Below are 22,177 nucleotides of genomic sequence, written 5' to 3'. Positions count from 1 at the left end.
CACGCCCCGGGGGGATTCAAGCGCGGCTGACGTAGTCGCCGGTACGGGTATCGACCTTGAGCACTTCACCCTGGTTGATGAACAGCGGCACGCGCACCACCGCGCCGGTGGAGAGCTTCGCAGGCTTGGAGCCCCCCTGGGCGGTGTCGCCCTTGAGGCCGGGATCGGTCTCGATCACTTCGAGTTCGATGAAGTTGGGCGGCGTCACCGAGATCGGGTTGTCGTTCCACAGCGTGATGATGTACTTGACCTGCTCCTTGAGCCACTTCTCGTTGTCACCGATCGCCTTCTTGTCGGCGGCGAACTGCTCGAACGAGCCGTCGGTCTTCATGAAGTGCCACATCTCGCCATCGGTATAGAGATACTCCATGTCCAGATCGACGACGTCGGCACCCTCGAGTGACTCGCCCGACTTGAAGGTGCGTTCCCATACCCGGCCGGTCATCAGGTTGCGCAGCCTGACGCGGTTGAACGCCTGCCCCTTGCCCGGCTTGACGAACTCGTTCTCGACGATCGAGCAGGGGTCGCCGTCGAGCATCACTTTCAGCCCGGCCTTGAATTCGTTGGTAGAATAACTCGCCATGAACGCCTCTCGAATGGACGGCGGACTCACCGCCGCCTAACGCTATTTGAAATGGTCGCGGCACGCCCGCGTGACTCTCCAGACCCTCACCGCCCGGCGGTGACAACCCCAAAGAAGTGCGCAGATGATAACCCGAAGTGTGAACAGAGTGCAGACCGTCGCCTGCGACCAGGATGGTGAGCACAGCGGCGACTGGCGCCGCCAGCTGGCCGGCGCGATTCGCGACCCCGAAACGCTGTGCGACGCACTCGGCCTGGACGCCGCCTGGCTGCCGGGGGCGCAGGCGGGCCACCGGCTGTTCAAGATACGGGTGCCGCATGCCTACCTGGCGCGAATGCGCCATGGCGATCCGTGCGATCCGCTGCTGCGCCAGGTGCTGCCGATCGATCGCGAGACCGATGCGGTGGAGGGGTTCGTCTCCGACCCGCTCGAAGAGGCGGAGCACCGCCCGCTCCCCGGGCTGATCCACAAGTACGCCAACCGGGTGCTGCTGATCGTGAGCGGCGCCTGCGCGGTCAACTGCCGCTACTGCTTTCGCCGCCACTTCCCCTACGCCGACAACACCCCGTCGAGACGCGAATGGGAGGCGGTGCTCGACTATTTGCGCAGCCGACCCGAAATCAACGAGGTGATCCTCTCCGGTGGCGACCCGCTCGCGTCGAGCGACGAGCGGCTCGGCTGGCTGGTCGAACGGCTCGAAAGCATCGCCCACCTGCAGCGCCTGCGGATCCATACCCGCCTGCCGGTAGTGATTCCCGACCGCGTCGACTCCGCGCTGCTCGGCTGGCTGGCGGCGAGCCGGCTGCAGAAGGTCGTGGTGCTGCACGTCAACCACGCCAACGAGATCGACCCGGCGGTGCGCAGCGCCTGCGCGCGCCTGCGCGAGGCCGGTGCGACGCTGCTCAACCAGAGCGTGCTGCTGCGCGGGGTCAATGACGACGTCGACACCCTGGCCGAGCTCTCCGAGACGCTGTTCGCCGCCGGCGTGCTGCCCTACTACCTGCACGTCCTCGACCCGGTGGCCGGCGCCGCTCACTTCGATGTCCCCGATGGCGAGGCGGTCGAACTGGTCGAGCGCCTGCGCGCGCGGCTCGCCGGCTTCCTGATGCCGCGCCTGGTGCGCGAGGTACCGGGCGAACGCTCGAAGACCCCGCTGCCGCAGCGCTCGGTGCAGCCAGGGTAGAGCTGAGCCGGCGCGGGTCCGGGGCCTCGCCATGGGACCAGAGGATTAGACCACCTCGACTGGCTGCAATCTTTCGCTCGCCTACTATGCTGAGGATCAGGCCAGAGCGCAGGCTGCGACGATTGGCGCAGCACCGCTCAGCTTGAAAAATGTAGTAAACTTACCACCATTTCTGCCGACCTTTACGATCCGCGACCTCTTGATCAGAACCATCCCGAGATAAAGAAAAAAGTGGCTGCCATCCAGGGCGGTGGGCCCGATGCATCTCCACCGCCGAAGCCCATTCGAATCATCAGGGGAACACCGCTATGACCTCTTCGTCTTCGCCAGGGCCCAAGCTGCCAGCGCTGCTACTCGGTTTGCTGGTACTGCTGCTGGGGCTCTGCATGCTCGCCGGCGGTGGCTATCTCGCCACCCTCGGCGGCTCCTGGTACTACCTGATCAGCGGCGCGGCACTCAGCCTTGCCGGTATGCTGATCATCGCGCGACGCCCATCGGCACTGTGGCTGTTCGCCCTGGTGCTGCTCTCCACCACTGCCTGGGCGCTGTGGGAGGTGGGCCTCGACTGGTGGCAGCTGGTGCCACGGGTAGCGCTGATCTGCTCGATCGGCATCGTCCTGCTGCTGCCCTGGTGGCGCCGGCCGCTGGCTCACGGCCAGCGCGGCGGCAGCCTGGCGCTGCTGGCCTCGGTGGCGATCGCCGCGCTGGTCGCGATCCTGAGCCAGTTCGACGACCCGCAGGCGACCAAGGGCCGATTGGCGAGCGATCGCGCGGCCGGCCCGGTCAACCCGGCCCAGGCCGCGGGCGAAGACTGGACCGCCTACGGCGGCAACAACGCCGGCACCCACTACTCGGCCCTCGACCAGATCACCCCGGAGAACATCGGCTCGCTCGAGGAGGTATGGCGCATCCGCACGGGCGATATCGCCGATGCGAACTCACCGCCGGAGATCACCAACCAGAACACGCCGCTCAAGGTCAACGACAGCCTCTACATCTGCACTTCGCACAGCCGGGTCATGGCGCTGGTGCCCGAGACCGGCGAGACCAAGTGGAGCTTCGACCCCGAGATCAGCACCATGGGCGCCGAGGACTTCTCCGGCTGGGCGCACATGACCTGCCGTGGGCTCGCCTACTATGACGTGGCTACCCAGCAGGGCGACGCCAGCGGCGGCGAAGAGACGCCTGCGATGCTCGACCAAACCGACGTGACCTGCCCGCGCCGGCTCTACCTGCCCACCGCGGATGCGCGCCTGATCGCGCTCAACGCCGACACCGGCGAGCGCTGCGCGAGTTTCGGCGACGGCGGCGAGGTCGACCTGACTCGCAACATCGGCGACTTCGCCCCGGGCGGCTACTACTCCACCTCGCCTCCCGCAGTGACCCACGACCTGGTGATCCTCGGCGGCCACGTCACCGACAACGCCTCGACCGACGAGCCGTCCGGCGTGATCCGCGCGTTCGACGCACGCAGCGGCGAACTGGTCTGGAACTGGGACAGCGGCAACCCCGAGCGGACCGAGCCGCTGGCCGAGGACGAGGTCTATACCCGCAACTCTCCCAATGTATGGGCGCCGATCAGCGTCGATGAGTCGCTCGGGCTGGTCTACCTGCCGATGGGCAACGCCACCCCCGACCAGTACGGTGCCGATCGCAGCGAGAATGACGAACGATACAGCACTGGCCTGGTCGCGCTCGATCTCGCCACCGGCCGGATCCGCTGGCACTACCAGTTCGTCCACCATGACCTGTGGGACATGGATACGCCGGCCCAGCCGGTGCTGATCGATATCGCCACCGCCGACGGCGTGCGCCAGGCGGTGATCCAGCCGACCAAGCAGGGCAGCCTCTACGTGCTCGACCGCAGCAGCGGCGAACCGATCGTGCCGATCGACGAGGTTCCCGCCCCGCAGGGTGCGATCGAAGGCGATTGGACCGCGGCCACCCAGCCGCGCTCGCGGCTCAACCTGCTGCCGCCTGAGCTGACCGAGAGCTCGATGTGGGGCGCCACCCCGCTGGACCAGATGATGTGCCGGATCCAGTTCCACTCGCTGCGCTACGAGGGGCAATACACCCCGCCGTCGCTCGAGGGCTCGATCGTCTACCCGGGCAACGTCGGCGTGTTCAACTGGAGCGGCATCGCGATCGACCCCGCGCGCCAGGCGATATTCACCAGTCCCAACTATCTGGCCTTCGTCTCGCGCCTGGTCGACAAGCGCGACCTGCCCGGCGACGCCGTCCAGGCCGCCGGTGAGCAAGGTCTCCAGCTCAACCAGGGCGCCCCTTACGCCGTCGAGCTCGGCCCGCTGCTGTCGGTGCTCGGCCTGCCTTGCCAGGCGCCCTCATGGGGCAACGTCGCCGGGGTCGATCTGAGCGACAGCTCGGTGAAGTGGATGCATCGCAACGGCACCGCCCGCGACAGCGCAGCGATTCCGATGCCGCTCGGTGTCGGCGTACCCGCGCTCGGCGGCCCGATCACCACCGCGGGCGGCGTCAGCTTCCTCAGCGGTACGCTCGATCAGTACCTGCGCGGCTACGACATCACCACCGGCGAGGAGCTTTGGAAGTCTCGCCTGCCGGCCGGCGGCCAAGCGACGCCGATGACCTTCCAGGGCAACGACGGTCGCCAGTACGTAGTCGTCACCGCCGGCGGACACGGCACCTTCGGTACCAGACTCGGCGACTATGTGATCGGCTATGCGCTGGAGCAGTGAAGCCTCGCTGAGGTGATGGCCTCCCGCACCGACCCATCGTGAACCGCCCCGAAGGCTGGATGATTAATCCAACCTTCGGGGCGTTTCTGACTCTCATCCTCTTTCAGCATTTGCTCGAACCCGCACGGCCACCACCTGGGCATCGGCGGCGACGCCTATCCCCTGCGCCCCTCGAATCCCTGCTCAGCGCATCGCGCTATCCGTATCGGCTACCGCGGGGGGTGACCTCCCGCCGATAGTCACGCGGCGTCATGCCGAACGCCTTCTTGAATTCACGAGAGAAGTAGGCCGGGTCGCTGAATCCCCAGCGGTAGGCGACGTCACTGATGGAGCCGTGCCGTGCCCGTCGGTCCCGAAGCGCGCCGGCGCATTTTCGCAGGCGACTCGCCAGCAGGTAGCGGCCGAAAGTCTGCCCCTCTTTTTGAAACAGCATGCTCAGGTAGCGCGGCGTAATGTTGAACCTGCGCGCCACCGCGCCGACGCTCAAATCCGGCTCGGACAGGTGATCGTCAATCAGCATTTTGATCTGGAACAGCAGCGCGCCGGCAGCCTGTGCCGGTTGGCCACTGCCGTCGGCGATCACCGTGGCCAGTAGATCCATCGCCTGCTCGATCAGGTGGCGCTGCTGCTGGTCCGGCAGCGTTTCCGGCAGTTGAAACAGGCCGATGAGAAAGCTTTCGATGAGTGCGCTCAGCGGATGCCCGCCGCCGAAGCTGATCGCGGTCAGATCGTCGAAACGCCCCAGCCGGCGCTGCAGATGCTGGCGAGGAAATTGCACCACCAACTGCTGAAATTCCCCATTCAGGTGCAGCTCGTAAGGCACACGGGTGTCGTATAGCGCGAATTCGCCGCGTCCTAGTGCAGCCTCCCGCCCCATTTGCACCACTCCCGTGCGGCCGCACCGCACCATGCTCAGCAGTATCACATCGTCGCGATACTGCCGGAGCGCGCCGAGCGTGCGCTTCACCGTCTGCGGCGCGCCCTGCACCTCCACCAGCGCGATATCCGCCAGCGTGCGGGACTGCAACCGGCAGTGGTAATCGCTGCTTTCGATCCGGCACTCCAAGGGTACGAACGTCTGGCTGATCGCCTCCCGCCAGTAGTCCTGACGCTCCTTGCCCAGCGCCTCTCTGGTATCGAACACCTTCATGCCGCACTCCCGCACATCTCCCTGATCCGGGACGGAAAGAGCAAATTGCGTGCCATACGCTGTTCCGCCTCAGTCAAGTTTTCCGTTCCTCTGGGTCATAACGTCGGTGGCGGCATTGGCCCTATAAACGCCAGTGACACCTCGTCAAACGGAGAGCAAGACATGATGAATCGAGCCGTCACCGTCGCCTGCGTGCAGGCCGCACCGGTGTTCATGGATCTGAACGCCACGGTGGATAAAACCATCGCATTGATCGAAGAAGCGGCGCAGCGCGGCGCTGAGCTGATCGCCTTCCCCGAAACCTGGGTCCCCGGCTACCCGTGGTTCCTGTGGCTGGACTCGCCGGCCGCCTCCATGCCGTGGGTCTACCGCTATCACCAGAATTCACTGGCCTTGGACAGCGACCAAGCGCGGCGCATCGCGGCGGCGGCGGCGGCCAACGACATCTGGGTGGCGCTGGGGTTCAGCGAACGCGACAACGGCAGCCTGTACATCGCCCAGTGGATCATCGACAACCACGGCGCCACGGTCGCCACCCGCCGCAAGCTGAAAGCCACGCACGTGGAGCGCACGCTGTTCGGCGAAAGCGACGGCTCGTCCCTACGCACTCACCAAACACCGCTGGGCGTCATCGGTGCGCTTTGCTGCTGGGAACATCTTCAACCGCTGACGCGCTACGCCATGTACGCCCAGCACGAGCAGATCCACATCGCCGCCTGGCCCAGTTTCAGCCTGTACCAGGGCGCCACGGCGGCATTGGGGCCGGAAGTCAACACGGCGGCGTCGCGGCTGTACGCCGCCGAAGGGCAGTGTTTCGTGATCGCGCCGTGCGCCATAGTCTCGCCGGAGATGATCGAGCAGCTATGCACCGATGAAACCAAGCGCCAGCTGCTAAAGGCCGGCGGCGGGCATGCCCGCATCTTCGGGCCGGACGGCAGCGAGCTGGCGACGCCGCTGGCGGAAAACGAAGAGGGGCTGCTGTTCGCCACCCTGGATCCCGCGGCGATCACCTTCGCCAAAGCCGCGGCGGACCCGGTCGGCCACTACTCACGACCGGACGTGACCCGCCTGCTGTTCAATCCTGCTGCCAACAAACCGGTAGTCACCATCGAGCCTCAGCCCGCCGCAGAGCCGGAATGGCTGGTGCTGCCGGAAGATCCGCAGCAATAGGCGATGGACCCGGCGGTCCGGCAACGTCTGCCTCTGGCGCGCCACCACCGGTACGCAGCATGTCGAATAGATCGACTGCCACGCCAATGACGGGTCACTGAAAACCGCGTAAGGAATGGACAATGACAATCAAGGCCATGAAATATGCCATCGCTTTGATGGCAGTGCTGGCTGCGCCCGCCCAGGCACTGGAATTCGCACCTGGTGATTACGAGCCGCTTCCCGATGGATCGAATTTCTTTCTGACTTATTATAAATACAGCCACAGCGATGCCTTTTATTCCCAAGGGGACAAAACCCCTGGCGATAACAAACTACGCACCGACGTTACGATGCTGCGTTTCATCCATGCCTATCATCCGGTGGAAAACGTCAGCATTCAGCCGCAAATGATCTTGCCATTCGGTAGGGCGAAGGCCTACGGAGATTCGAGCGCGTTGGGGAAATCGTCCGGCATGGGCGACGCTATCGTCGGCATGCCGGTTCTCACCACCCTGGCGACCCCGGGCAAAGACATTTTGGTGCTGGCTCCTTTCATCTATTTACCCACCGGCGCGTACGACCAGGACAAGCCTCTGAATCTGGGAGAAAACCGCTGGCGTTTTCTGCTGCAAGCCGCATGGACCCATCATTTTTCAGAGCGTTGGGCGCTGGACACCGGCGCGGATGTCTCCTGGGTGACGAAAAACGATGAGTACGCAGGCCAAACGCAGCGACAAAGACCGCGCTACGAGTACCAGGCCTATCTGCGCTACAGCCCGACCCCGCAGACCCAGCTGGGGCTGGGCGGCGGCTGGATCACCGGCGCGGCGAGCAGCCTCGACGGCGCCGCGCAGCACGACCGGCTGAGCACCACCTACGCCAGGCTGTCGGTGGCGCAGTTCATCTCCCCGACGGTGCAACTGCAGGCGGTGGTGGGCCGGGACCTGAAGGTCGAACAGGGGTTCAAAGCCGACACCAGCCTGACGCTACGACTGGGGATGCTGCTCTAATCCGACATTCGTCAACCAGTACGCAATGGAATTGCTCCCCCTTCCCCTTCTTTGCTGAGCCGCCAAGGATGGTCGGCAAAGGCATCGGCCCACTGCGCAGCGATGTAAAGCCGACCCATGCAGCCCTCTTTTCAGCGCCTTGTCGCCTCCGGCCTGTCGACCGGGGGCGCTGGCGTGGGCTGCTGCGCGACCACAAAATCTAGTAATTTTACTACCAACTGATTGTCAACATATTTCCCCGGCGTATAATTCAGCTGCACCTAAGTTCGTGGTCCCTCTCCTCCTCCCCTCGACGTCCATTGTCCTCATTGGAGCCGCCCAAGGGGACCATTGGGCCCATGCACGCGGCAAGAATGCATCTCATCATCATCGAATGGACTTTTTCAAGGAGTCGAACGCCATGCTCGACAGTCACAAGAGCCGGGCGACCCGCTTGCCTCTGATCGCCGTGGGCGTGCTACTGCTGCTGATGGGGCTCGCCATGCTGGCGGGCGGCATCCGGCTGGTCACGCTCGGCGGATCCTGGTACTACCTGCTCGCAGGCATCGGTATCGCACTGAGCGGTGCGCTGGCCATCGCCGCGCGAAGGGCCACGCTTTGGCTCTACGCTTTCACCCTTTTCGCCAGCAACCTCTGGGCGCTGTGGGAGGTCGGTCTCGACTGGTGGCAGCTGGTACCGCGGCTGGCGCTGTGGTTCGTCTTCGGTATCCTGCTGCTGTTGCCCTGGGTACGCCGCCCGCTGGTCGCCCAGCGAAGCGCACCGCTCGCCACCGTGGCGCTGGGCGTGGCCGTGGTACTCGCCGGCGCCACGGCGCTGGCGAGCCAGTTCACCGCCCCCGGCACCCTGCAGGGCGAGATCGCCGAGCGCGCGCCGGCGCAGGTGGACCCCGCCTACGCCGGCGGCGACGACTGGCGGGCCTATGGCGCTACCAACGCCGGCACCCACTACTCCTCGCTGGGCGACATCACGCCTGAAAACGTCACTCGGCTCGAGGAAGCCTGGCGGATCCAGACCGGCGACCGGCCAGGGGCCGGCGATCCCGGCGAACTGACCAGCGAAAACACCCCGCTCAAGGTCAACGACACGCTCTATCTGTGCACCCCGCACAGCCAGGTGCTGGCGCTCGACCCAACCAGCGGTGCAACCAAATGGCGTTTCGACCCACAGCTCAGCCTGCAGGGCGCGAAGGACTTCTCCGGTTGGGCGCACATGACCTGCCGCGGCGTCGCCTATCATGACCAGGCCGACTACCCCGCCGCCCGGCCTGTCGACGCCCGGCCCATCGCCAGCGTCGATGCCCAGCGCAGCGGCGCGGCCGAGGACACCGCCAGGCTCTTCGCCGAGGGTGCGAGCGAGACCGCCACGCAGTGCCCACGGCAGATCTTCCTGCCCACCGCCGACGGCCGGCTGATCTCGCTCGACGCCGACAGCGGTGAGCGCTGCGAGGCCTTCGGCGAGCATGGCGAGGTCGACCTGACCCGCGGCTTGGGAGAATTCACCCCGGGTGGCTACTACGCCACTTCGCCACCCGTGGTGACACGTGACCTGGTGATCATCGGCGGCCACGTCACCGACAACGAATCCACCGACGAGCCTTCGGGTGTGGTCCGCGCCTACGACGTGCGCGACGGCCACCTGGTATGGAATTGGGACAGCGGCAACCCCGACGCCACGGCCCCGCTGGCCGACGGCGAGCGCTATACCCGCAACTCGCCCAACGTCTGGTCGATGATCAGCGCCGACGAACGACTGGGACTGGTCTACCTGCCGGTCGGCAACCAGATGCCCGACCAGTACGGCGCCGAGCGCAGCGAAGGAGCCGAACGCTACAGCGCAGGCCTGGTCGCGCTGGATCTCGCCACCGGCCAAGTGCGCTGGCACCAGCAGCTGACCCACCACGACCTGTGGGACATGGACGTACCGGCCCAGCCGATACTCACCGACGTGGCGACTCCCAACGGCATGCGCCCGGCGGTGATCCAGCCGACCAAGCAGGGCAGCCTCTACGTCTTCGACCGTCGCAACGGCGAGCCGATCATCCCGGTCGACGAGATCGCCGCCCCCCAGGGCGCGATCGAGGGCGACCATACCGCGCCGACCCAGCCGCGCTCGCGGCTCAACCTGCTGCCGCCCGAACTGACCGAAGCCTCGATGTGGGGCGCGACGCCGTTCGACCAGCTGATGTGCCGGATCACGTTCAGGTCGCTGCGCTACGAAGGCCAGTACACGCCGCCGTCGCTCGAAGGCTCGATCGTCTATCCCGGCAACGTCGGGGTGTTCAACTGGGGCGGTGTCGCCGTCGACCCGGCGCGCCAGGCGATTTTTACCAGCCCGAACTACATGGCCTTCACCTCCCGGCTGGTGCCGCGCGCCGAGGTGCCGGCCGACAGCGCCCAGGCCTCCGAGGGCAATGGCCTGCTGCTCAACCTCGGCGCGCCCTATGCGGTGGAGATGAAGCCCTTCCTCTCGCGCCTCGGCTTCCCCTGCCAGGCACCCTCCTGGGGTGACGTGGCCGGCGTCGACCTGGCCGAATCCAAGGTGGTATGGAAGCGTCCCAACGGCACCTCCCGCGACAGCTCGCCGATCGTGCCGCTGCCGTTCAACCTCGGTGTACCGGCGATGGGCGGACCGATGACTACCGCAGGCGGGGTAAGCTTCCTCAGCGGTACGCTGGATCAGTACCTGCGCGCCTACGACATCACCACCGGCAAGGAGCTGTGGAAAGCGCGCCTGCCGGCCGGCGGACAGGCCACGCCGATGAGCTATCGCGGCGCGGACGGGCGCCAGTACGTGCTGGTCAGCGTCGGCGGCCATGGCTCCTTCGGCACCAAGATGGGCGACTACGTGATCGCCTACGCGCTGCCCGAAACGCCGTGACCCCGGGGCGGGCGACCAACCGGCGCCCGCCAATCAAGCGAACGCGGCGAGGGGCCCTCCCCCTCGCCGCGCAAATCGCTGACCGAGCTTTGCAACGGGGCCAGTCGCACCCCAGCCTTTCGCTACGCCTCGGTCAGCGTATCGGCGGCGCATACTGGATGCCGCCCACGTTCCACAATGCATTGATGCCGCGAGGGATATTCAATGCCGAGCGGTCACCGACCGTGCGCTGGTAGATCTCTGCATAGTTGCCCACCGTACTGATGACGTTGAAGGCCCACTCGTTGTCGAGCCCGAGCTGCTCACCGACGTTGCCGTCGCGGCCCAACAGCCGGGCGATATCGGGGCTGGGAGGCTTGTCGCGCATCCGCCCGGCATTCTCACTGGTTACCCCCAACTCCTCGGCGTTGAGCATCGCGTAAAGCGTCCAGCTCACCAGCTTGCCCCAGCTCTCGTCGTCCCGGCGCACCAAAGGTGCCAATGGCTCCTTGGAGATCATCTCCGGCAGGATCACCGCGCTGTCAGGATCGCTGAGCTGAAGACGCAGCGCCGCGAGCTGGGACGAGTCGGAGGTCAGTACGTCGCATCGGCCGCTGTCGAATCCGCCGGCGCTTTGGCTGGGCTCGTCGAATGAGATGGCCTGATAGCGCAGACCGTGACTGTCGAAGTAGTCGGCAAGATTGGTCTCGGTCAAGGTGCCGGTCGTCACACAGACCGTCGCCCCATCCAGGTCGGCGATATGCGTAACGCCAAGCGCCCTTTTCACCATGAATGCCTGACCATCGTAGAACGTCACCCCACCGGGAAAAGTGAGGCCGAGGGAGTTGTCGCGGGTAGCACTCCAGGTAGTGTTGCGCGACAGCAGGTCGACCTCGCCGGACTGAAGCGCGGTGAAGCGCTCGCTCGCGGTCAGCGCGGAATAGATCACTTTGCTCGGATCGTTGAAGATCGCCACGGCGATACCCTTGCAAAGCTCGACGTCGATGCCTTCCCACTGCCCCTGGGCATTGGGCGCGCTGAACCCTGCAAGCCCTTGGCTCACACCGCAGCGCAAGGCCCCGCGTGCTTCGACACTCTGCAGGGTGCCAGCGTGGGCGAGCGCACCGGCGAGCGGGGACAGGCAGACAACGGCGCCCAGCAAAAACCGACTTTTATTGTTCATTTTCAGCTCCTCCATGGCAGACGGTCATTGATCTTGTGGATTGCGCTCACGCTAAAGACTGCTCCCCATCACCGCCGGAGGTTCGAATCCTCCCTACGTCTCCGGGCGGCGATGGAATCGATGCTGCCGCCTGGCTACCTTTTTCTCGCCAGCTCATCGAGGCTCTCGGCGAGCGCGCTGTCGAGGATGTCGATCGCTCGATCCATCTCGTCGATCGACACCGTCAGCGGCGGCGCGATGCGCCATACCGAGCCACGTTCCGGACGTCGGCGAATGTTCATGCTGAGTCCTTTTTCGAAACATCTAGCCGTCGTCAGCGCACCTAGTTCATGCGCAGGTAAGCGCGACTCGCGATCGCGGACCAACTCCACCCCGAGCAGCAGACCGGCGCCACGAATGTCACCGATGGCCTCATAGCGCTGCTGCAGGCCTTCGAGCTGCCTGCGCAAATAGCCGCCCATTTGATTGGCGCGTGCAATCAGGCCCTCCTGGGCGATGACCTTGAGCACCGCGAGCCCTACTTCCGCGGTCAATGGATCGGAGACATGACTGGTGTAATAGGTGAAATGCTTGGCATGCAGGTCATCTTCGATGTCAGCCGTAGTGGCCACGGCTGCCAGGGGCAGCCCCCCACCCAGCGTCTTCGACATGGCCATGATGTCCGGGACGACATCGAAGAACTCCGCCCCCGTCTTGGTGCCAATGCGGCCGAACGCGGTCTGCGCCTCATCGAAAATCAGCAGCATTCCCCGGTCATCCGCGGCTTTGCGCAATGCCTGCATGAACGCTCGCGGCGGCACCAGAACCCCGCCCGCGCTGATGATGGGTTCGACGATGATCGCCGCTCCCTTGCCCGCGGACTGCATATCGAACATCTTGAGCGCGAGCTCGAGATTGAGCAGTGCCGACTCTTCGAACGTTGCCGCCGGTATGTAAGGACGGTAGGGGTTGGGCTCGGGGATGATGTAGACCCCCGGCGTGGGCACGCCGTAGCCTCGGCGATCGCTGGCGAACGAAACCGTGCCCGCACCGCCGGTAATGCCATGCCATGAACCGCCCAAGGCCAGCACCTCGTAGCCCCCGGTGTACATCTTCGCCATTCGCAGCGCGACTTCCGTCGCCTCTGAACCGGTATTGACGAAAATGGTGCGTTCGAGCTTACCCGGTAGCCAATCCTCAGCCAACGATTGGGCAAGTTCGGCGACGGCCTCGGGAATCATTCCGCTGAAAAGGTGAAAAGCCCTCTCTCCCGCCCGATGCACGGCTTCGACGATCGCAGGATGGTTGTGGCCGATGGTGGCGCACATCTGGCCAGAGGTGAAATCGAGATATTCTCGCCCGCTGCTATCGGTGACGATGGTTCCCTTGGCAAATCTGAACAGATTTGGGAAGGCATCCCCGCCATATCTCACCAGGAATTTCTTCGATGCTTTTAGAAGCTCTTCACTCATGCCTCGTTCCTCATTGTCCTTATCCAAGCCACCGCGCTCGCGCCAGTGCGGCACAACGATCGGCCTCGCGATACGCGCATCGAGCCCGGGAGGTCAGTTCATCGGCCGCCAAGCCAAGGTGGCCGATTCGCCTGGCTAGCTGCTTGCCCGGGCTTTCTGGTGCTGGGCATAATGCTAGCGAGCATGATCGAACAGACGCCAACGCATAGAACTCACTCCCCCATGAAATGAGCTCAACCATCGATCCCAATCGCGCAAGATTGCCCTCGCTAAAATCTCTGCGAGCATTCGAGGCAGCCTCCCGGCTCGGTAGCTTTGCGCAAGGGGCGCAGGAGCTGTCGGTCACCCCCTCGGCGATCAGCCACCAGATTCATCAACTCGAAGACTTTCTAGGCGTCAAGCTCTTCGAACGCCTGGCGGGTCGCACGCTGTTGACCGCAGAGGGCAAGACTTATGCGCGGGAAATAGAACATGCGTTCGGGATAATTTCGGCGGCCACACATCTCGTATCGCCCCAGTCCCAAGATAAAAGTTTCGTCATTGCGACGGGCCCAAGTTTCGCGGTGAAATGGCTACAGCCTCGCCTACCTGGCTTCCTGAACAGCCACCCCGGTATCGGTATTCGCATATCGACACTTTCGAGCCAGGATGAGCTCGATCTGGGTCAATTCGACGTCGCCATCCCCTACTGGCCTGCGCACACGTCACAGAACAAAGCGCAGCCTTTGATCGAGGAACGTCTTCGTCCATTGTGCAGCCCGACATTAGCGGAGCAAAAAGGGCTGAAGACGATCTCTGACTTGAGCCGAGTAACACTCATCCACTCAGCTAATGCGCTGACTTGGACCGAGTATTTTCGCGCAATAGGTCATCAGAACATCGTCGGCCAAAATGGACTTTGGCTCGACCGCTCGATGATGGCCATCGAGGCAGCCATCAACGGGCTGGGCGTCATACTCGAGAGTAAATTCCTGGCAAGAAAGGAGCTTGAAAGCGGTGAATTGATAGCCCCTTTTGAAGATGACCAACATAGCATCAAGGCCACCACTTATTTCTTGATCAAATCACCCAAAGCCAAAAATACGTCAATGATAGCGGCGTTCACGTCCTGGCTGGAAAAAGAGATAAAAGCCCACGGGGATAGTTAGATTCGATCGCATGGATAAGCAACATTTCGGCATGGCTACCCGCGCTCGCGCCGGCGGACGATGAAGAACAGTACCAGTCCGCCAGCCGCCAGCAGCGCCCCCACCCATCCGGTCGCGGCCCAATCGTCGGCATAGGCTGCGGCGATTCCGCCGAGCCAAGCGCCGAGCGCGTTGCCGACGTTGAATGCCGAATGATTGAGCGATGCGGCCAGGGTCTGGGCGTCGGCGGCGACGTCCATCAGTCGGATCTGCAGCGCCGGCACCATGGCGACGACGGTGCCGACCAGCAGCGTCGCCGGCAGGATGCTCCAGGCCGAGCGCGCGGCGAATGGGAAGACAAGCATCACCACCAGGCTCCAGAGCAGGATTGAGCCGATGGTGGAGAGCGCTCCGCGATCGGCAAGCCAGCCGCCGACCTGGCTGCCGATGATGGTGCCCAGTCCGAACGCCGCCAGCGCCACCGGCACCCAGCCGGTCGAGAGTCCGCTCACTTGGGTCACGGTCGGCGCGATGTAGCTGAGCACGCTGAACATACCGCCGAAGCCGATCGCACCGATGCCCAGGGTCAACCAGATGTCGGGATTGCGCAGCGCGCCGAGTTCCTGAAGCGGCGAGCTGCTCGCAGCGGAGCGATCGTCGGGGAGGAAGACCAGCAGCAGCGCCACAGTGAGCAGGCTGATCATACCGACCGCGGCGAAGGCGCTGCGCCAGCCGAGCAGCTGGCCAAGCCACACCGCGATCGGATTGCCGATCAGCGTCGCCACGGTGAGGCCGAGCATCACCCGGCCGACCGCTCGTCCACGCCGATGAGGCTCGACCAGCGAGGCGGCGACCAGGGCGGCAACGCCGAAGTAGGCGCCATGGGGCAAACCGCTGACGAAGCGCGCCAGCATCATCGGTAGGAAGCCTGGGACCAGGGCGCTTGCGAAGTTGCCGGCCGCATAGATCCCCATCAGCGCGAGCAGCAGCCAGCGGCGTGGCCAGCGCGCAGCACCCACCGCGATCAGCGGCGCGCCGACCACGACGCCGAGGGCATAGGCGCTGATCAGCCCTCCCGCGCGGGTTTCGTCGATGCCGAGACCGGCGGAGAGTTCAGGCAGCAGGCCCATGATCGAGAACTCGCCGGTACCGATCCCAAAGCCGCCCACGGCCAACGCCAGGATCGCCAGGGCAGTGCGGCTGGATGAAAGACGTGCCGCGGAGTTCAGCTGCTCGGAGGAGTCGTGCGCCACTTGCACCTCGTCAGGGAAGATGGATGGATGAAACACGAAGCGCGCGAGAGACGATGCCCTCGCGCGCTTGGATCCATCGCTCGAATCTAGCCCCGAGTTAAGCTTCGATCAAGCCCTAGGGTTCAGACGCTCAGCGCCATCCCTTCCACCTCGTCCTGCCGCACGGCGCGCGAGAGCGCGGAAAGCGCGGCGATCAGCGTCGCCGTGGTGGTGTTGACGTGGAGCCCGACGCCGAACACGGGGCGCCCCGAGGCACGCAGCTCGACGAAGGCGATCGCTTCGGCGTCGGCGCCTTGGCCGCGGGAGTTTTCGTGGTAGTCGATCACGTCGATATCGAAGCCCTGGCCACGCAGCCCATTCACCAGCGCCGATAGCGGGCCGTTGCCCTGCCCCGCAAGCGAAATCCCGCCTTGCGGCCCCTCGATCTCGGCGACGATCGCAACCTCGCCATTGCGTTCCTCGATCCGCTGGCGCAGCAGTCGATAGGGCGCATCGAGCCGGTACTCGTCGAGGAAGGCGCGATGGATCATCGGGGAGGTGATCTCGCGCCCGGTGCGGTCTGCGATCTCCTGCACCACCTGGCTGAACTCGATCGCCAGCCGTCGCGGCAGCGCGATGCCGTGATCCTGTTCGAGCAGATAAGAGATTCCGCCCTTGCCCGACTGGCTGTTGACCCTGATCACCGCCTCGTAGTTGCGCCCGACGTCGAGCGGGTCGACCGGCAGGTAAGGCACCTCCCACAGCGGCGTTTCGCCGCTGGCGAGCGATGCGCGGCGGCTCGCCATGCCCTTCTTGATCGCGTCCTGATGCGAGCCCGAGAAGGCGGTGAATACCAGGTCACCGACGTAGGGATGACGCGGATGCACCGGCAGCTGATTGCAGTGCTCGACCTCGCGCATCACCGGGGTGAGATTGGAAAGGTCGAGCTCGGGGTCGATGCCTTGGATGAACATATTCATCGCCAGGGTGACGATGTCGACGTTGCCGGTGCGCTCGCCGTTGCCGAACAGCGTGCCCTCGATCCGGTCAGCGCCGGCCATGAGGCCCAGCTCGGCGGCGGCGATCCCGGTGCCGCGATCGTTGTGCGGATGCAGGCTGATGATGGCGCGTTCGCGCACGCGCAGATGACGGCAGAACCACTCGATCTGGTCGGCGTAGACGTTGGGGGTCGCGACCTCGACGGTGGCCGGCAGGTTGAGGATCACCCTGCGCGCCGGGCTGGCACCGAAGGTATCGAGCACCGCTTCGCAGACCTCGAGCGAGTAGTCGAGCTCGGTGGTGGTGAAGTGCTCGGGGGAATACTGGAAGGTCCAGTCGGTGCCGGGGTGCTCCTCCATCAGGCGACGCACCAGCGCGGTATGCTCGACCGCGAGGCGCTTGCAGCCATCCCGATCGAGCCCCAGCACGGTCTCGCGAAAAAGCGGCGAGGTGGCGTTGTAGAGATGCACGATCGCCCGCTTGGCGCCCGAAAGCGCCTCGAAGGTGCGCTGGATCAGCGGCGCGCGCGCAGGGGTGAGCACCTGTAGGGTGACATCGTCCGGCACCCGCTGGCCTTCGATCAGTTCGCGAAGGAAATCGAAGTCGGTTTGCGAGGCCGATGGGAACCCTACCTCGATCTGCTTGAATCCGAGCGACACCAGCAGTTCGAAGAAGCGCCACTTGCGCTCGCCGTCCATCGGATCGATCAGCGACTGGTTGCCGTCGCGCAGGTCGACGCTGGCCCAGATCGGTGCCCGCTCGATACGCTTGCCCGGCCATTGGCGGTCGTCGAGCGCGACGATATCGAAAGGTCGGTACTTGCCCATGGCCGGCTGGAAGCGACTCTCGTTCATTTCACCACTCCAGTTCGCGGCGCCCGCGGGCGCCGGGGATTGACTTGCTGCAAATGAAAATTACCAATGAAAAGATGACGAAAAAGATACGCGCCAGCGGACATGGCCCGCTGGCGCGTAGGAAATGATGCCTGGACGCGGCGATCCCTCGCCTCGTATCGATCCGACCGTACTGCTTCATTCGATCGTTGTGCACTCATTGCCCTACCCCGCTGATTCGATCCTCAACCCTTTTTCGCCGCACGGAGCGGCACCTGCACGCCATCAGCGTGCGGGCGGGGTAAGTCGAAGCGAGGCGAATGGCAATGAATTTTTCATGCCATCCAAATAAACACGTAGCGGCATGCTGGTCAATCACCCCGCGTCGATCGCCTATCCCCTGGCCCACGCCCTCCCCAGCCGCGACGCTCGCCGGGTTCGGGGCCATTTCCACCGCGTTCGGCGGGACGATCCGATCCATGACTTCGGACTAGCGGTCGAACGAATCCAGGCCGCGGCGGAAGCCCGCGATACGCTTACGCACGATTTCGTCCTGACCGCGCGCTGCGAGAACTTCCTCTGGGGCCGTACCGACCTGGACGACACCATCAGGAGGCTGCAAGCGTTCGAAGCCGCCGGTGCCGACGTTCAGCGTCGCCGAGCTGGCGGAAGCCGGAGTCAAGCGCATCAGCCTTGGCCCATCGCCGGGATGCGACAGGGAACGGGAAATGGACGCAGCGCTCGGGTAAAACTCAGCTCGAGCGCTGCCGGGCGAGTTCGACGATTGCCGAGACGCTTGGATACAGGGGGAGAGAATCGAGCCGATCGAACGGGAACCAGCCCGCCGACTCGGCATCGTCGGCAGCGACCGGTTCACCAGCCTGGTACTCGCAAAGCGTTGCGATCAACACGAAGTGGGCGCGCGGGCGCACGGCCTCCCCCACCAGCACGTCGACCGCGGTGAGGACCTCGCGCGCGACGGCCGCGACCCCGGTTTCCTCGAGGAGTTCGCGTTCGGCCGCCTGGAACAGGGTCTCGCCAAACTCAAGCTTGCCGCCGGGAAAGCCCCAGTAACCTTCGATCCCAGCGCGATGGCTGCCGACCAGCAGCACCTGCGTAGCGCGCATCACCACGGCGGCGACCGCCACCCGGGGTCGGGCGGCGGGAACGGCGGATTCAGGCGTTGAGCTCGCCATGCCGGTAGCCGAGCAGATAGAGCAGCGCATCGAGGCCAAGGGTCGAAATCGACTGGCGGGCCTGCTCCCGTACCAGCGGCTTGGCGTGGAAGGCGACTCCGAGCCCGGCCGCGGCGAGCATCTTGAGGTCGTTGGCGCCGTCACCTACGGCTACGGTCTGGGCCATGTCGAGCCCCTCGCGTTCGGCGATCTGGCGCAAGAGCCACGCCTTGCGCTCGGCATCGATGATCGGTTCGCTCACCTCGCCGGTGACCTTGCCATCGCGGATCACCAGCTCGTTGGCATGCACCTCGTCGAAGCCGAGCCTCTCCTGCAAGCGGCGCGCGAAGTAGGTGAATCCGCCGGAGATAATGGCGGTGCGATAGCCGAGCCGCTTGAGCTCGCCCATCAGCCGCTCGATACCGTCCATCAGCGGCAGCTCATCGGCGATCTCAGCGAGCACCGACTCGTCGAGCCCGTCGAGCTTGCTCATCCGCTGCCGGAAGCTCTGCTGGAAGTCGAGCTCGCCGCGCATCGCACGCTCGGTGACCTCGGCGACCTCCTCATACACGCCGTGGCGGCGCGCCAGCTCGTCGATCACCTCGGCTTTGATCAGCGTCGAGTCCATGTCGAAGCAGACCAACCGACGGTGGCGACGCCAGACGTCGTCCTCCTGCAGGGCGATGTCGACGCCGTGGGTTTCGCCCACGCCCTGCGCCGCGCGGCGCAGGGCATCGATATCGGTTTCACCGCGCAGGCGAAACTCGAGACAGGCACCCAAGGTGCCGGGCTCATCGTCGAGGGCGCCAGGGCCGGAGAGCCGCTCGATCCCCTCGATCGCAAGCCCATGGGTGCCGATCAGCCGATCTACTTCGGCCACCACCAGCGCGGGCAGCCGCGGTCCCATCAGCGAGAGCACCAGCCGCGGCTGGGCGCCGGCCTCGTGCCAGCGGGTTTGATCAGCGCGCTCGACCGAGAACAGGGTGACCTCCAGACCGCTCTGGTCGCTCGCGTCGCTGAGCTCGCCCTCGAGCGCCTCGCGAGACGCATCGCCCTCGATCTCCACCAGCAGGTCGAAATCGACGCTGCCGAAGGTGACCCGCTGCTCGACGTCGAGCAGCCTCGCGTCGGCGCGCGCCAGCGCGAGCCCAAGGGCCGCGAGCTGGCCCGGCCGGGCGGCACCGGCGGCATGGATCAGAAAACGCAGGGTCATCCACGCACCTCCTCGACTTCGAGCTTGCTGACGCGCTGCAGCCCTTGGGGCAGCTTGCTTCCGCGCCGCCCGCGCTCGCCGAGATAGTGCTCGATGTCGGCGGGCTTGAGGGTCAGTTTACGCCGGCCGGCGTGGATCACCAGCGAGGCGCCCTGCGGCAGCAGCACGAGGTCGCGGACGAACTCCTCGCGCGAGGCGGCGCGCGCACCGGGGATGTCGATCATCTTGTTGCCCTTGCCCTTGTTCAGCTCGGGCAGCTGGCCGACATCGAAGACCAATAGCCGCCCGACGTTCGAGACCAGCGCGATGCGCATGTCCGGCTCGACCCGCCGCGGCGGAAGCACGGCGCAGCCCTTGGGCAGGGTGAGCACCGCCTTGCCGGCGCGCGAGCGTCCGACCAATGACTCGAGCGCGGTGACGAAGCCGTAGCCGCCATCGCTTGCGAGCAGATAGCGCGCCTCGGGGACGTCGAGCATCATCGCCACCATCTGCGCGCCGGCCGGCGGGTTGACCTTGCCGGTGACCGGCTCGCCCTGGCCACGGGCGGAGGGCAGCTGGTGGGCGCTGAGGGTGTAGCTGCGCCCGCTGTCGTCGAGCAGGATCAGGCTCTGGTTGGTCTTGCCGCGCACGCTGCAGAGATAATCGTCGCCGGCCTTGTAGGAGAGCGAGGTGGGATCGATGTCGTGGCCCTTGGCGCTTCTGATCCAGCCACGGCTGGAGAGCACCACGGTGATCGGATCGGCACCGAGCAGTTCGACTTCGGAGAGCGCACGGGCTTCCTCGCGCTCGACCAAGGGGCTTCTACGCTCGTCGCCGAACTTCTCGGCATCCTCGCGCAGCTCCTGCTCGATCAGGTCGGTGAGTTTCGACTCGCTGCCGAGCAGGGCCTCGAGCCGCTTGCGCTCGGCCTCGAGCTCCTCCTGCTCGCCGCGGAGCTTGAACTCCTCGAGCTTGGCCAGGTGACGCAGCCGCAGCTCGAGGATCGCCTCGGCCTGGCGCTCGCTCAGCGCGAAGGCCGCCATCAGCGCCTGCTTCGGCTCGTCCTCCTCGCGGATGATCCTGATCACCTCGTCGATATTGAGGTAGGCGACCAGCAGGCCCTCGAGGATGTGCAGCCGATCGACCACCTTGCCGAGCCGGTACTCGAGGCGCCGGCGCACCGTGGTGCGGCGGAACTCGAGCCACTCGCCGAGCAGCTCGTCGAGCGCCATCACTCGCGGGCGCCCATCGAGGCCGATCAGGTTCATGTTGACCCGGTGGCTCTTCTCGAGATCGGTGGTGGCGAACAGATGCGCCATCAGCGCCTCGACATCGACCCGGTTGGAGCGCGGCACGATCACCAGCCGCGTCGGTTCTTCGTGGGTCGATTCGTCGCGCAGGTCGGCGACCATCGGCAGCTTCTTGGCCTGCATCTGCGCGGCGATCTGCTCGAGCACCTTGGCGCCGGAGACCTGGTAGGGCAGCGCCGTGATCACCACGTCGCCCTCCTCGACCCGGTAGCGCGCGCGCATCTTCACCGAGCCGCGCCCGCTCTGGTAGAGCTTGGTGAGATCGTCGCGAGGGGTGACGATCTCGGCGGCGGTGGGAAAATCGGGCGCCGGCAGGTAGCGACACAGATCGGTGACCGTCGCCTCTGGATGGCGCAGCCGGTGGATGGTCGCCTCGACCAGCTCACCGACGTTGTGGGGCGGGATGTCGGTGGCCATGCCGACGGCGATGCCGGAGCCGCCGTTGAGCAGCACGTGCGGCAGCCGTGAAGGAAGCACCGCCGGCTCGTCGAGGGTGCCGTCGAAGTTGGGTACCCAGTCGACCGTGCCCTGCCCGAGCTCGCCGAGCAGCACCTCGGAGAAGCGCGACAGCCGCGCCTCGGTATAGCGCATCGCGGCGAACGATTTGGGATCGTCGGGGCTGCCCCAGTTGCCCTGGCCGTCGACCAGCGGGTAGCGATAGCTGAACGGCTGCGCCATCAGCACCATCGCTTCGTAGCATGCGCTGTCGCCGTGAGGGTGGAACTTGCCCAGCACGTCGCCGACGGTACGTGCCGACTTCTTGTGCTTGGCGTTGGCGGTCAGCGACAGTTCGCGCATCGCATAGATGATGCGCCGCTGCACCGGTTTGAGGCCGTCGCCGATATTGGGCAGCGCGCGATCGAGGATCACGTACATCGAGTAGTCGAGATACGCCTTCTCGGTGTAGCGCTTGAGCGGCAGGCGCTCGACATCGCCCTCGCCCACGGCGACGGGTGCTTCGAAATCGGAATTATCGGCCATTGGATCGGACTTCCTTCACTGCTACGGCTTGCCTGGACTTGATCA

At 65.2% G+C, this 22,177-nt stretch carries 15 protein-coding genes and 1 pseudogene; 7 read left to right on the top strand and 9 right to left on the bottom strand.

Annotation, left to right across the window (positions count from 1 at the left end; genetic code table 11):
• Nucleotides 1-16: 16 nt before the first annotated feature.
• Nucleotides 17-583, bottom strand: a complete 567-nt coding sequence (efp, locus tag Q376_RS0115750; protein WP_027351121.1) for an elongation factor P — start codon at nt 581-583, stop codon at nt 17-19.
• A 124-nt stretch (nt 584-707) separates the two neighbouring features.
• Here efp and epmB point away from each other — a divergent pair, with 124 nt between their 5' ends.
• Complete coding sequence (gene epmB, locus Q376_RS0115745) at nt 708-1,766, top strand: EF-P beta-lysylation protein EpmB (protein WP_027351120.1); 1,059 nt, start codon at nt 708-710, stop codon at nt 1,764-1,766.
• Between the two features lie 308 nt (nt 1,767-2,074).
• Nucleotides 2,075-4,480, top strand: coding sequence for a glucose/quinate/shikimate family membrane-bound PQQ-dependent dehydrogenase (locus Q376_RS0115740; RefSeq protein WP_027351119.1), 2,406 nt, complete (start codon nt 2,075-2,077; stop codon nt 4,478-4,480).
• 196 nt (nt 4,481-4,676) lie between these two features.
• Here the strand turns inward: Q376_RS0115740 and Q376_RS0115735 are convergent, their stop codons facing one another.
• A complete protein-coding gene (locus tag Q376_RS0115735; protein WP_027351118.1) occupies nt 4,677-5,630 on the bottom strand; it encodes an AraC-like ligand-binding domain-containing protein in 954 nt (317 codons plus the stop codon).
• Nucleotides 5,631-5,792: 162 nt separating this feature from the next.
• On the opposite strand from Q376_RS0115735, the gene Q376_RS0115730 reads away from it, so the two are divergent.
• The 3 genes from Q376_RS0115730 (at nt 5,793) to Q376_RS0115720 (ending at nt 10,670) form a co-directional block, all read left to right on the top strand.
• Nucleotides 5,793-6,800, top strand: a complete 1,008-nt coding sequence (locus Q376_RS0115730) for a carbon-nitrogen hydrolase family protein (RefSeq protein WP_155834379.1) — start codon at nt 5,793-5,795, stop codon at nt 6,798-6,800.
• Between the two features lie 122 nt (nt 6,801-6,922).
• Entirely contained in the window at nt 6,923-7,792 is an 870-nt protein-coding gene (locus tag Q376_RS0115725) for a transporter (protein WP_052365397.1), read from the top strand.
• 400 nt (nt 7,793-8,192) lie between these two features.
• On the top strand, nt 8,193-10,670 hold the full coding sequence (locus Q376_RS0115720) for a glucose/quinate/shikimate family membrane-bound PQQ-dependent dehydrogenase (protein WP_027351115.1): 2,478 nt from the start codon (nt 8,193-8,195) through the stop codon (nt 10,668-10,670).
• 133 nt (nt 10,671-10,803) lie between these two features.
• Here Q376_RS0115720 and Q376_RS0115715 read toward each other — a convergent pair whose 3' ends face one another.
• On the bottom strand, nt 10,804-11,832 hold the full coding sequence (locus tag Q376_RS0115715) for an amino acid ABC transporter substrate-binding protein (protein ID WP_027351114.1): 1,029 nt from the start codon (nt 11,830-11,832) through the stop codon (nt 10,804-10,806).
• 134 nt (nt 11,833-11,966) lie between these two features.
• Nucleotides 11,967-13,283 carry an aspartate aminotransferase family protein gene (locus tag Q376_RS0115710; RefSeq protein WP_027351113.1) on the bottom strand — a complete coding sequence of 439 codons (1,317 nt, stop codon included), beginning with the start codon at nt 13,281-13,283 and terminating at the stop codon, nt 11,967-11,969.
• Nucleotides 13,284-13,510: 227 nt separating this feature from the next.
• On the opposite strand from Q376_RS0115710, the gene gcvA reads away from it, so the two are divergent.
• Nucleotides 13,511-14,431, top strand: a complete 921-nt coding sequence (gene gcvA / locus Q376_RS0115705; protein ID WP_043448280.1) for a transcriptional regulator GcvA — start codon at nt 13,511-13,513, stop codon at nt 14,429-14,431.
• Between the two features lie 35 nt (nt 14,432-14,466).
• On the opposite strand, the gene Q376_RS0115700 is transcribed toward gcvA, so the two are convergent.
• Complete coding sequence (locus Q376_RS0115700; protein ID WP_081803601.1) at nt 14,467-15,663, bottom strand: MFS transporter; 1,197 nt, start codon at nt 15,661-15,663, stop codon at nt 14,467-14,469.
• 122 nt (nt 15,664-15,785) lie between these two features.
• On the bottom strand, nt 15,786-17,495 hold the full coding sequence (gene leuA, locus Q376_RS0115695) for a 2-isopropylmalate synthase (RefSeq protein ID WP_027351110.1): 1,710 nt from the start codon (nt 17,493-17,495) through the stop codon (nt 15,786-15,788).
• Between the two features lie 343 nt (nt 17,496-17,838).
• Between leuA and Q376_RS24490 the strand changes: the two are divergent.
• Nucleotides 17,839-18,111 (top strand): annotated as a pseudogene (locus tag Q376_RS24490) (isocitrate lyase/phosphoenolpyruvate mutase family protein); the annotation flags it as partial.
• A 115-nt stretch (nt 18,112-18,226) separates the two neighbouring features.
• Here Q376_RS24490 and Q376_RS0115685 read toward each other — a convergent pair.
• Genes Q376_RS0115685 through parC form a run of 3 tightly spaced genes read right to left on the bottom strand, consistent with a single transcriptional unit; the run spans nt 18,227 to nt 22,132 of the window.
• Nucleotides 18,227-18,670 carry an NUDIX hydrolase gene (locus Q376_RS0115685; RefSeq protein WP_027351108.1) on the bottom strand — a complete coding sequence of 148 codons (444 nt, stop codon included), beginning with the start codon at nt 18,668-18,670 and terminating at the stop codon, nt 18,227-18,229.
• Entirely contained in the window at nt 18,651-19,862 is a 1,212-nt protein-coding gene (gene serB, locus Q376_RS0115680; protein WP_027351107.1) for a phosphoserine phosphatase SerB, read from the bottom strand. The genes Q376_RS0115685 and serB overlap by 20 nt, the downstream gene beginning before the upstream one ends.
• Nucleotides 19,859-22,132 carry a DNA topoisomerase IV subunit A gene (gene parC, locus Q376_RS0115675; protein ID WP_027351106.1) on the bottom strand — a complete coding sequence of 758 codons (2,274 nt, stop codon included), beginning with the start codon at nt 22,130-22,132 and terminating at the stop codon, nt 19,859-19,861. The genes serB and parC overlap by 4 nt, the downstream gene beginning before the upstream one ends.
• Nucleotides 22,133-22,177 lie beyond the last annotated feature (45 nt).

Source organism: Halotalea alkalilenta DSM 17697 (genome assembly GCF_000621205.1).
In the GTDB taxonomy this organism is placed as follows: domain Bacteria; phylum Pseudomonadota; class Gammaproteobacteria; order Pseudomonadales; family Halomonadaceae; genus Halotalea; species Halotalea alkalilenta.
The sequence above is the reverse complement of the archived record's forward strand: the minus strand, read 5'-3'. Positions and strand labels throughout refer to the sequence as shown.

What these genes read in the sequence shown, in the direction of transcription:
- efp (WP_027351121.1), bottom strand. Translation starts at nt 583, where the DNA reads ATGGCGAGTTATTCTACCAACGAATTCAAGGCCGGGCTGAAAGTGATG.
- epmB (WP_027351120.1), top strand. Translation starts at nt 708, where the DNA reads ATGATAACCCGAAGTGTGAACAGAGTGCAGACCGTCGCCTGCGACCAG.
- Q376_RS0115740 (WP_027351119.1), top strand. Translation starts at nt 2,075, where the DNA reads ATGACCTCTTCGTCTTCGCCAGGGCCCAAGCTGCCAGCGCTGCTACTC.
- Q376_RS0115735 (WP_027351118.1), bottom strand. Translation starts at nt 5,630, where the DNA reads ATGAAGGTGTTCGATACCAGAGAGGCGCTGGGCAAGGAGCGTCAGGAC.
- Q376_RS0115730 (WP_155834379.1), top strand. Translation starts at nt 5,793, where the DNA reads ATGATGAATCGAGCCGTCACCGTCGCCTGCGTGCAGGCCGCACCGGTG.
- Q376_RS0115725 (WP_052365397.1), top strand. Translation starts at nt 6,923, where the DNA reads ATGACAATCAAGGCCATGAAATATGCCATCGCTTTGATGGCAGTGCTG.
- Q376_RS0115720 (WP_027351115.1), top strand. Translation starts at nt 8,193, where the DNA reads ATGCTCGACAGTCACAAGAGCCGGGCGACCCGCTTGCCTCTGATCGCC.
- Q376_RS0115715 (WP_027351114.1), bottom strand. Translation starts at nt 11,832, where the DNA reads ATGAACAATAAAAGTCGGTTTTTGCTGGGCGCCGTTGTCTGCCTGTCC.
- Q376_RS0115710 (WP_027351113.1), bottom strand. Translation starts at nt 13,283, where the DNA reads ATGAGTGAAGAGCTTCTAAAAGCATCGAAGAAATTCCTGGTGAGATAT.
- gcvA (WP_043448280.1), top strand. Translation starts at nt 13,511, where the DNA reads ATGAGCTCAACCATCGATCCCAATCGCGCAAGATTGCCCTCGCTAAAA.
- leuA (WP_027351110.1), bottom strand. Translation starts at nt 17,495, where the DNA reads ATGAACGAGAGTCGCTTCCAGCCGGCCATGGGCAAGTACCGACCTTTC.
- Q376_RS0115685 (WP_027351108.1), bottom strand. Translation starts at nt 18,670, where the DNA reads ATGGCGAGCTCAACGCCTGAATCCGCCGTTCCCGCCGCCCGACCCCGG.
- serB (WP_027351107.1), bottom strand. Translation starts at nt 19,862, where the DNA reads ATGACCCTGCGTTTTCTGATCCATGCCGCCGGTGCCGCCCGGCCGGGC.
- parC (WP_027351106.1), bottom strand. Translation starts at nt 22,132, where the DNA reads ATGGCCGATAATTCCGATTTCGAAGCACCCGTCGCCGTGGGCGAGGGC.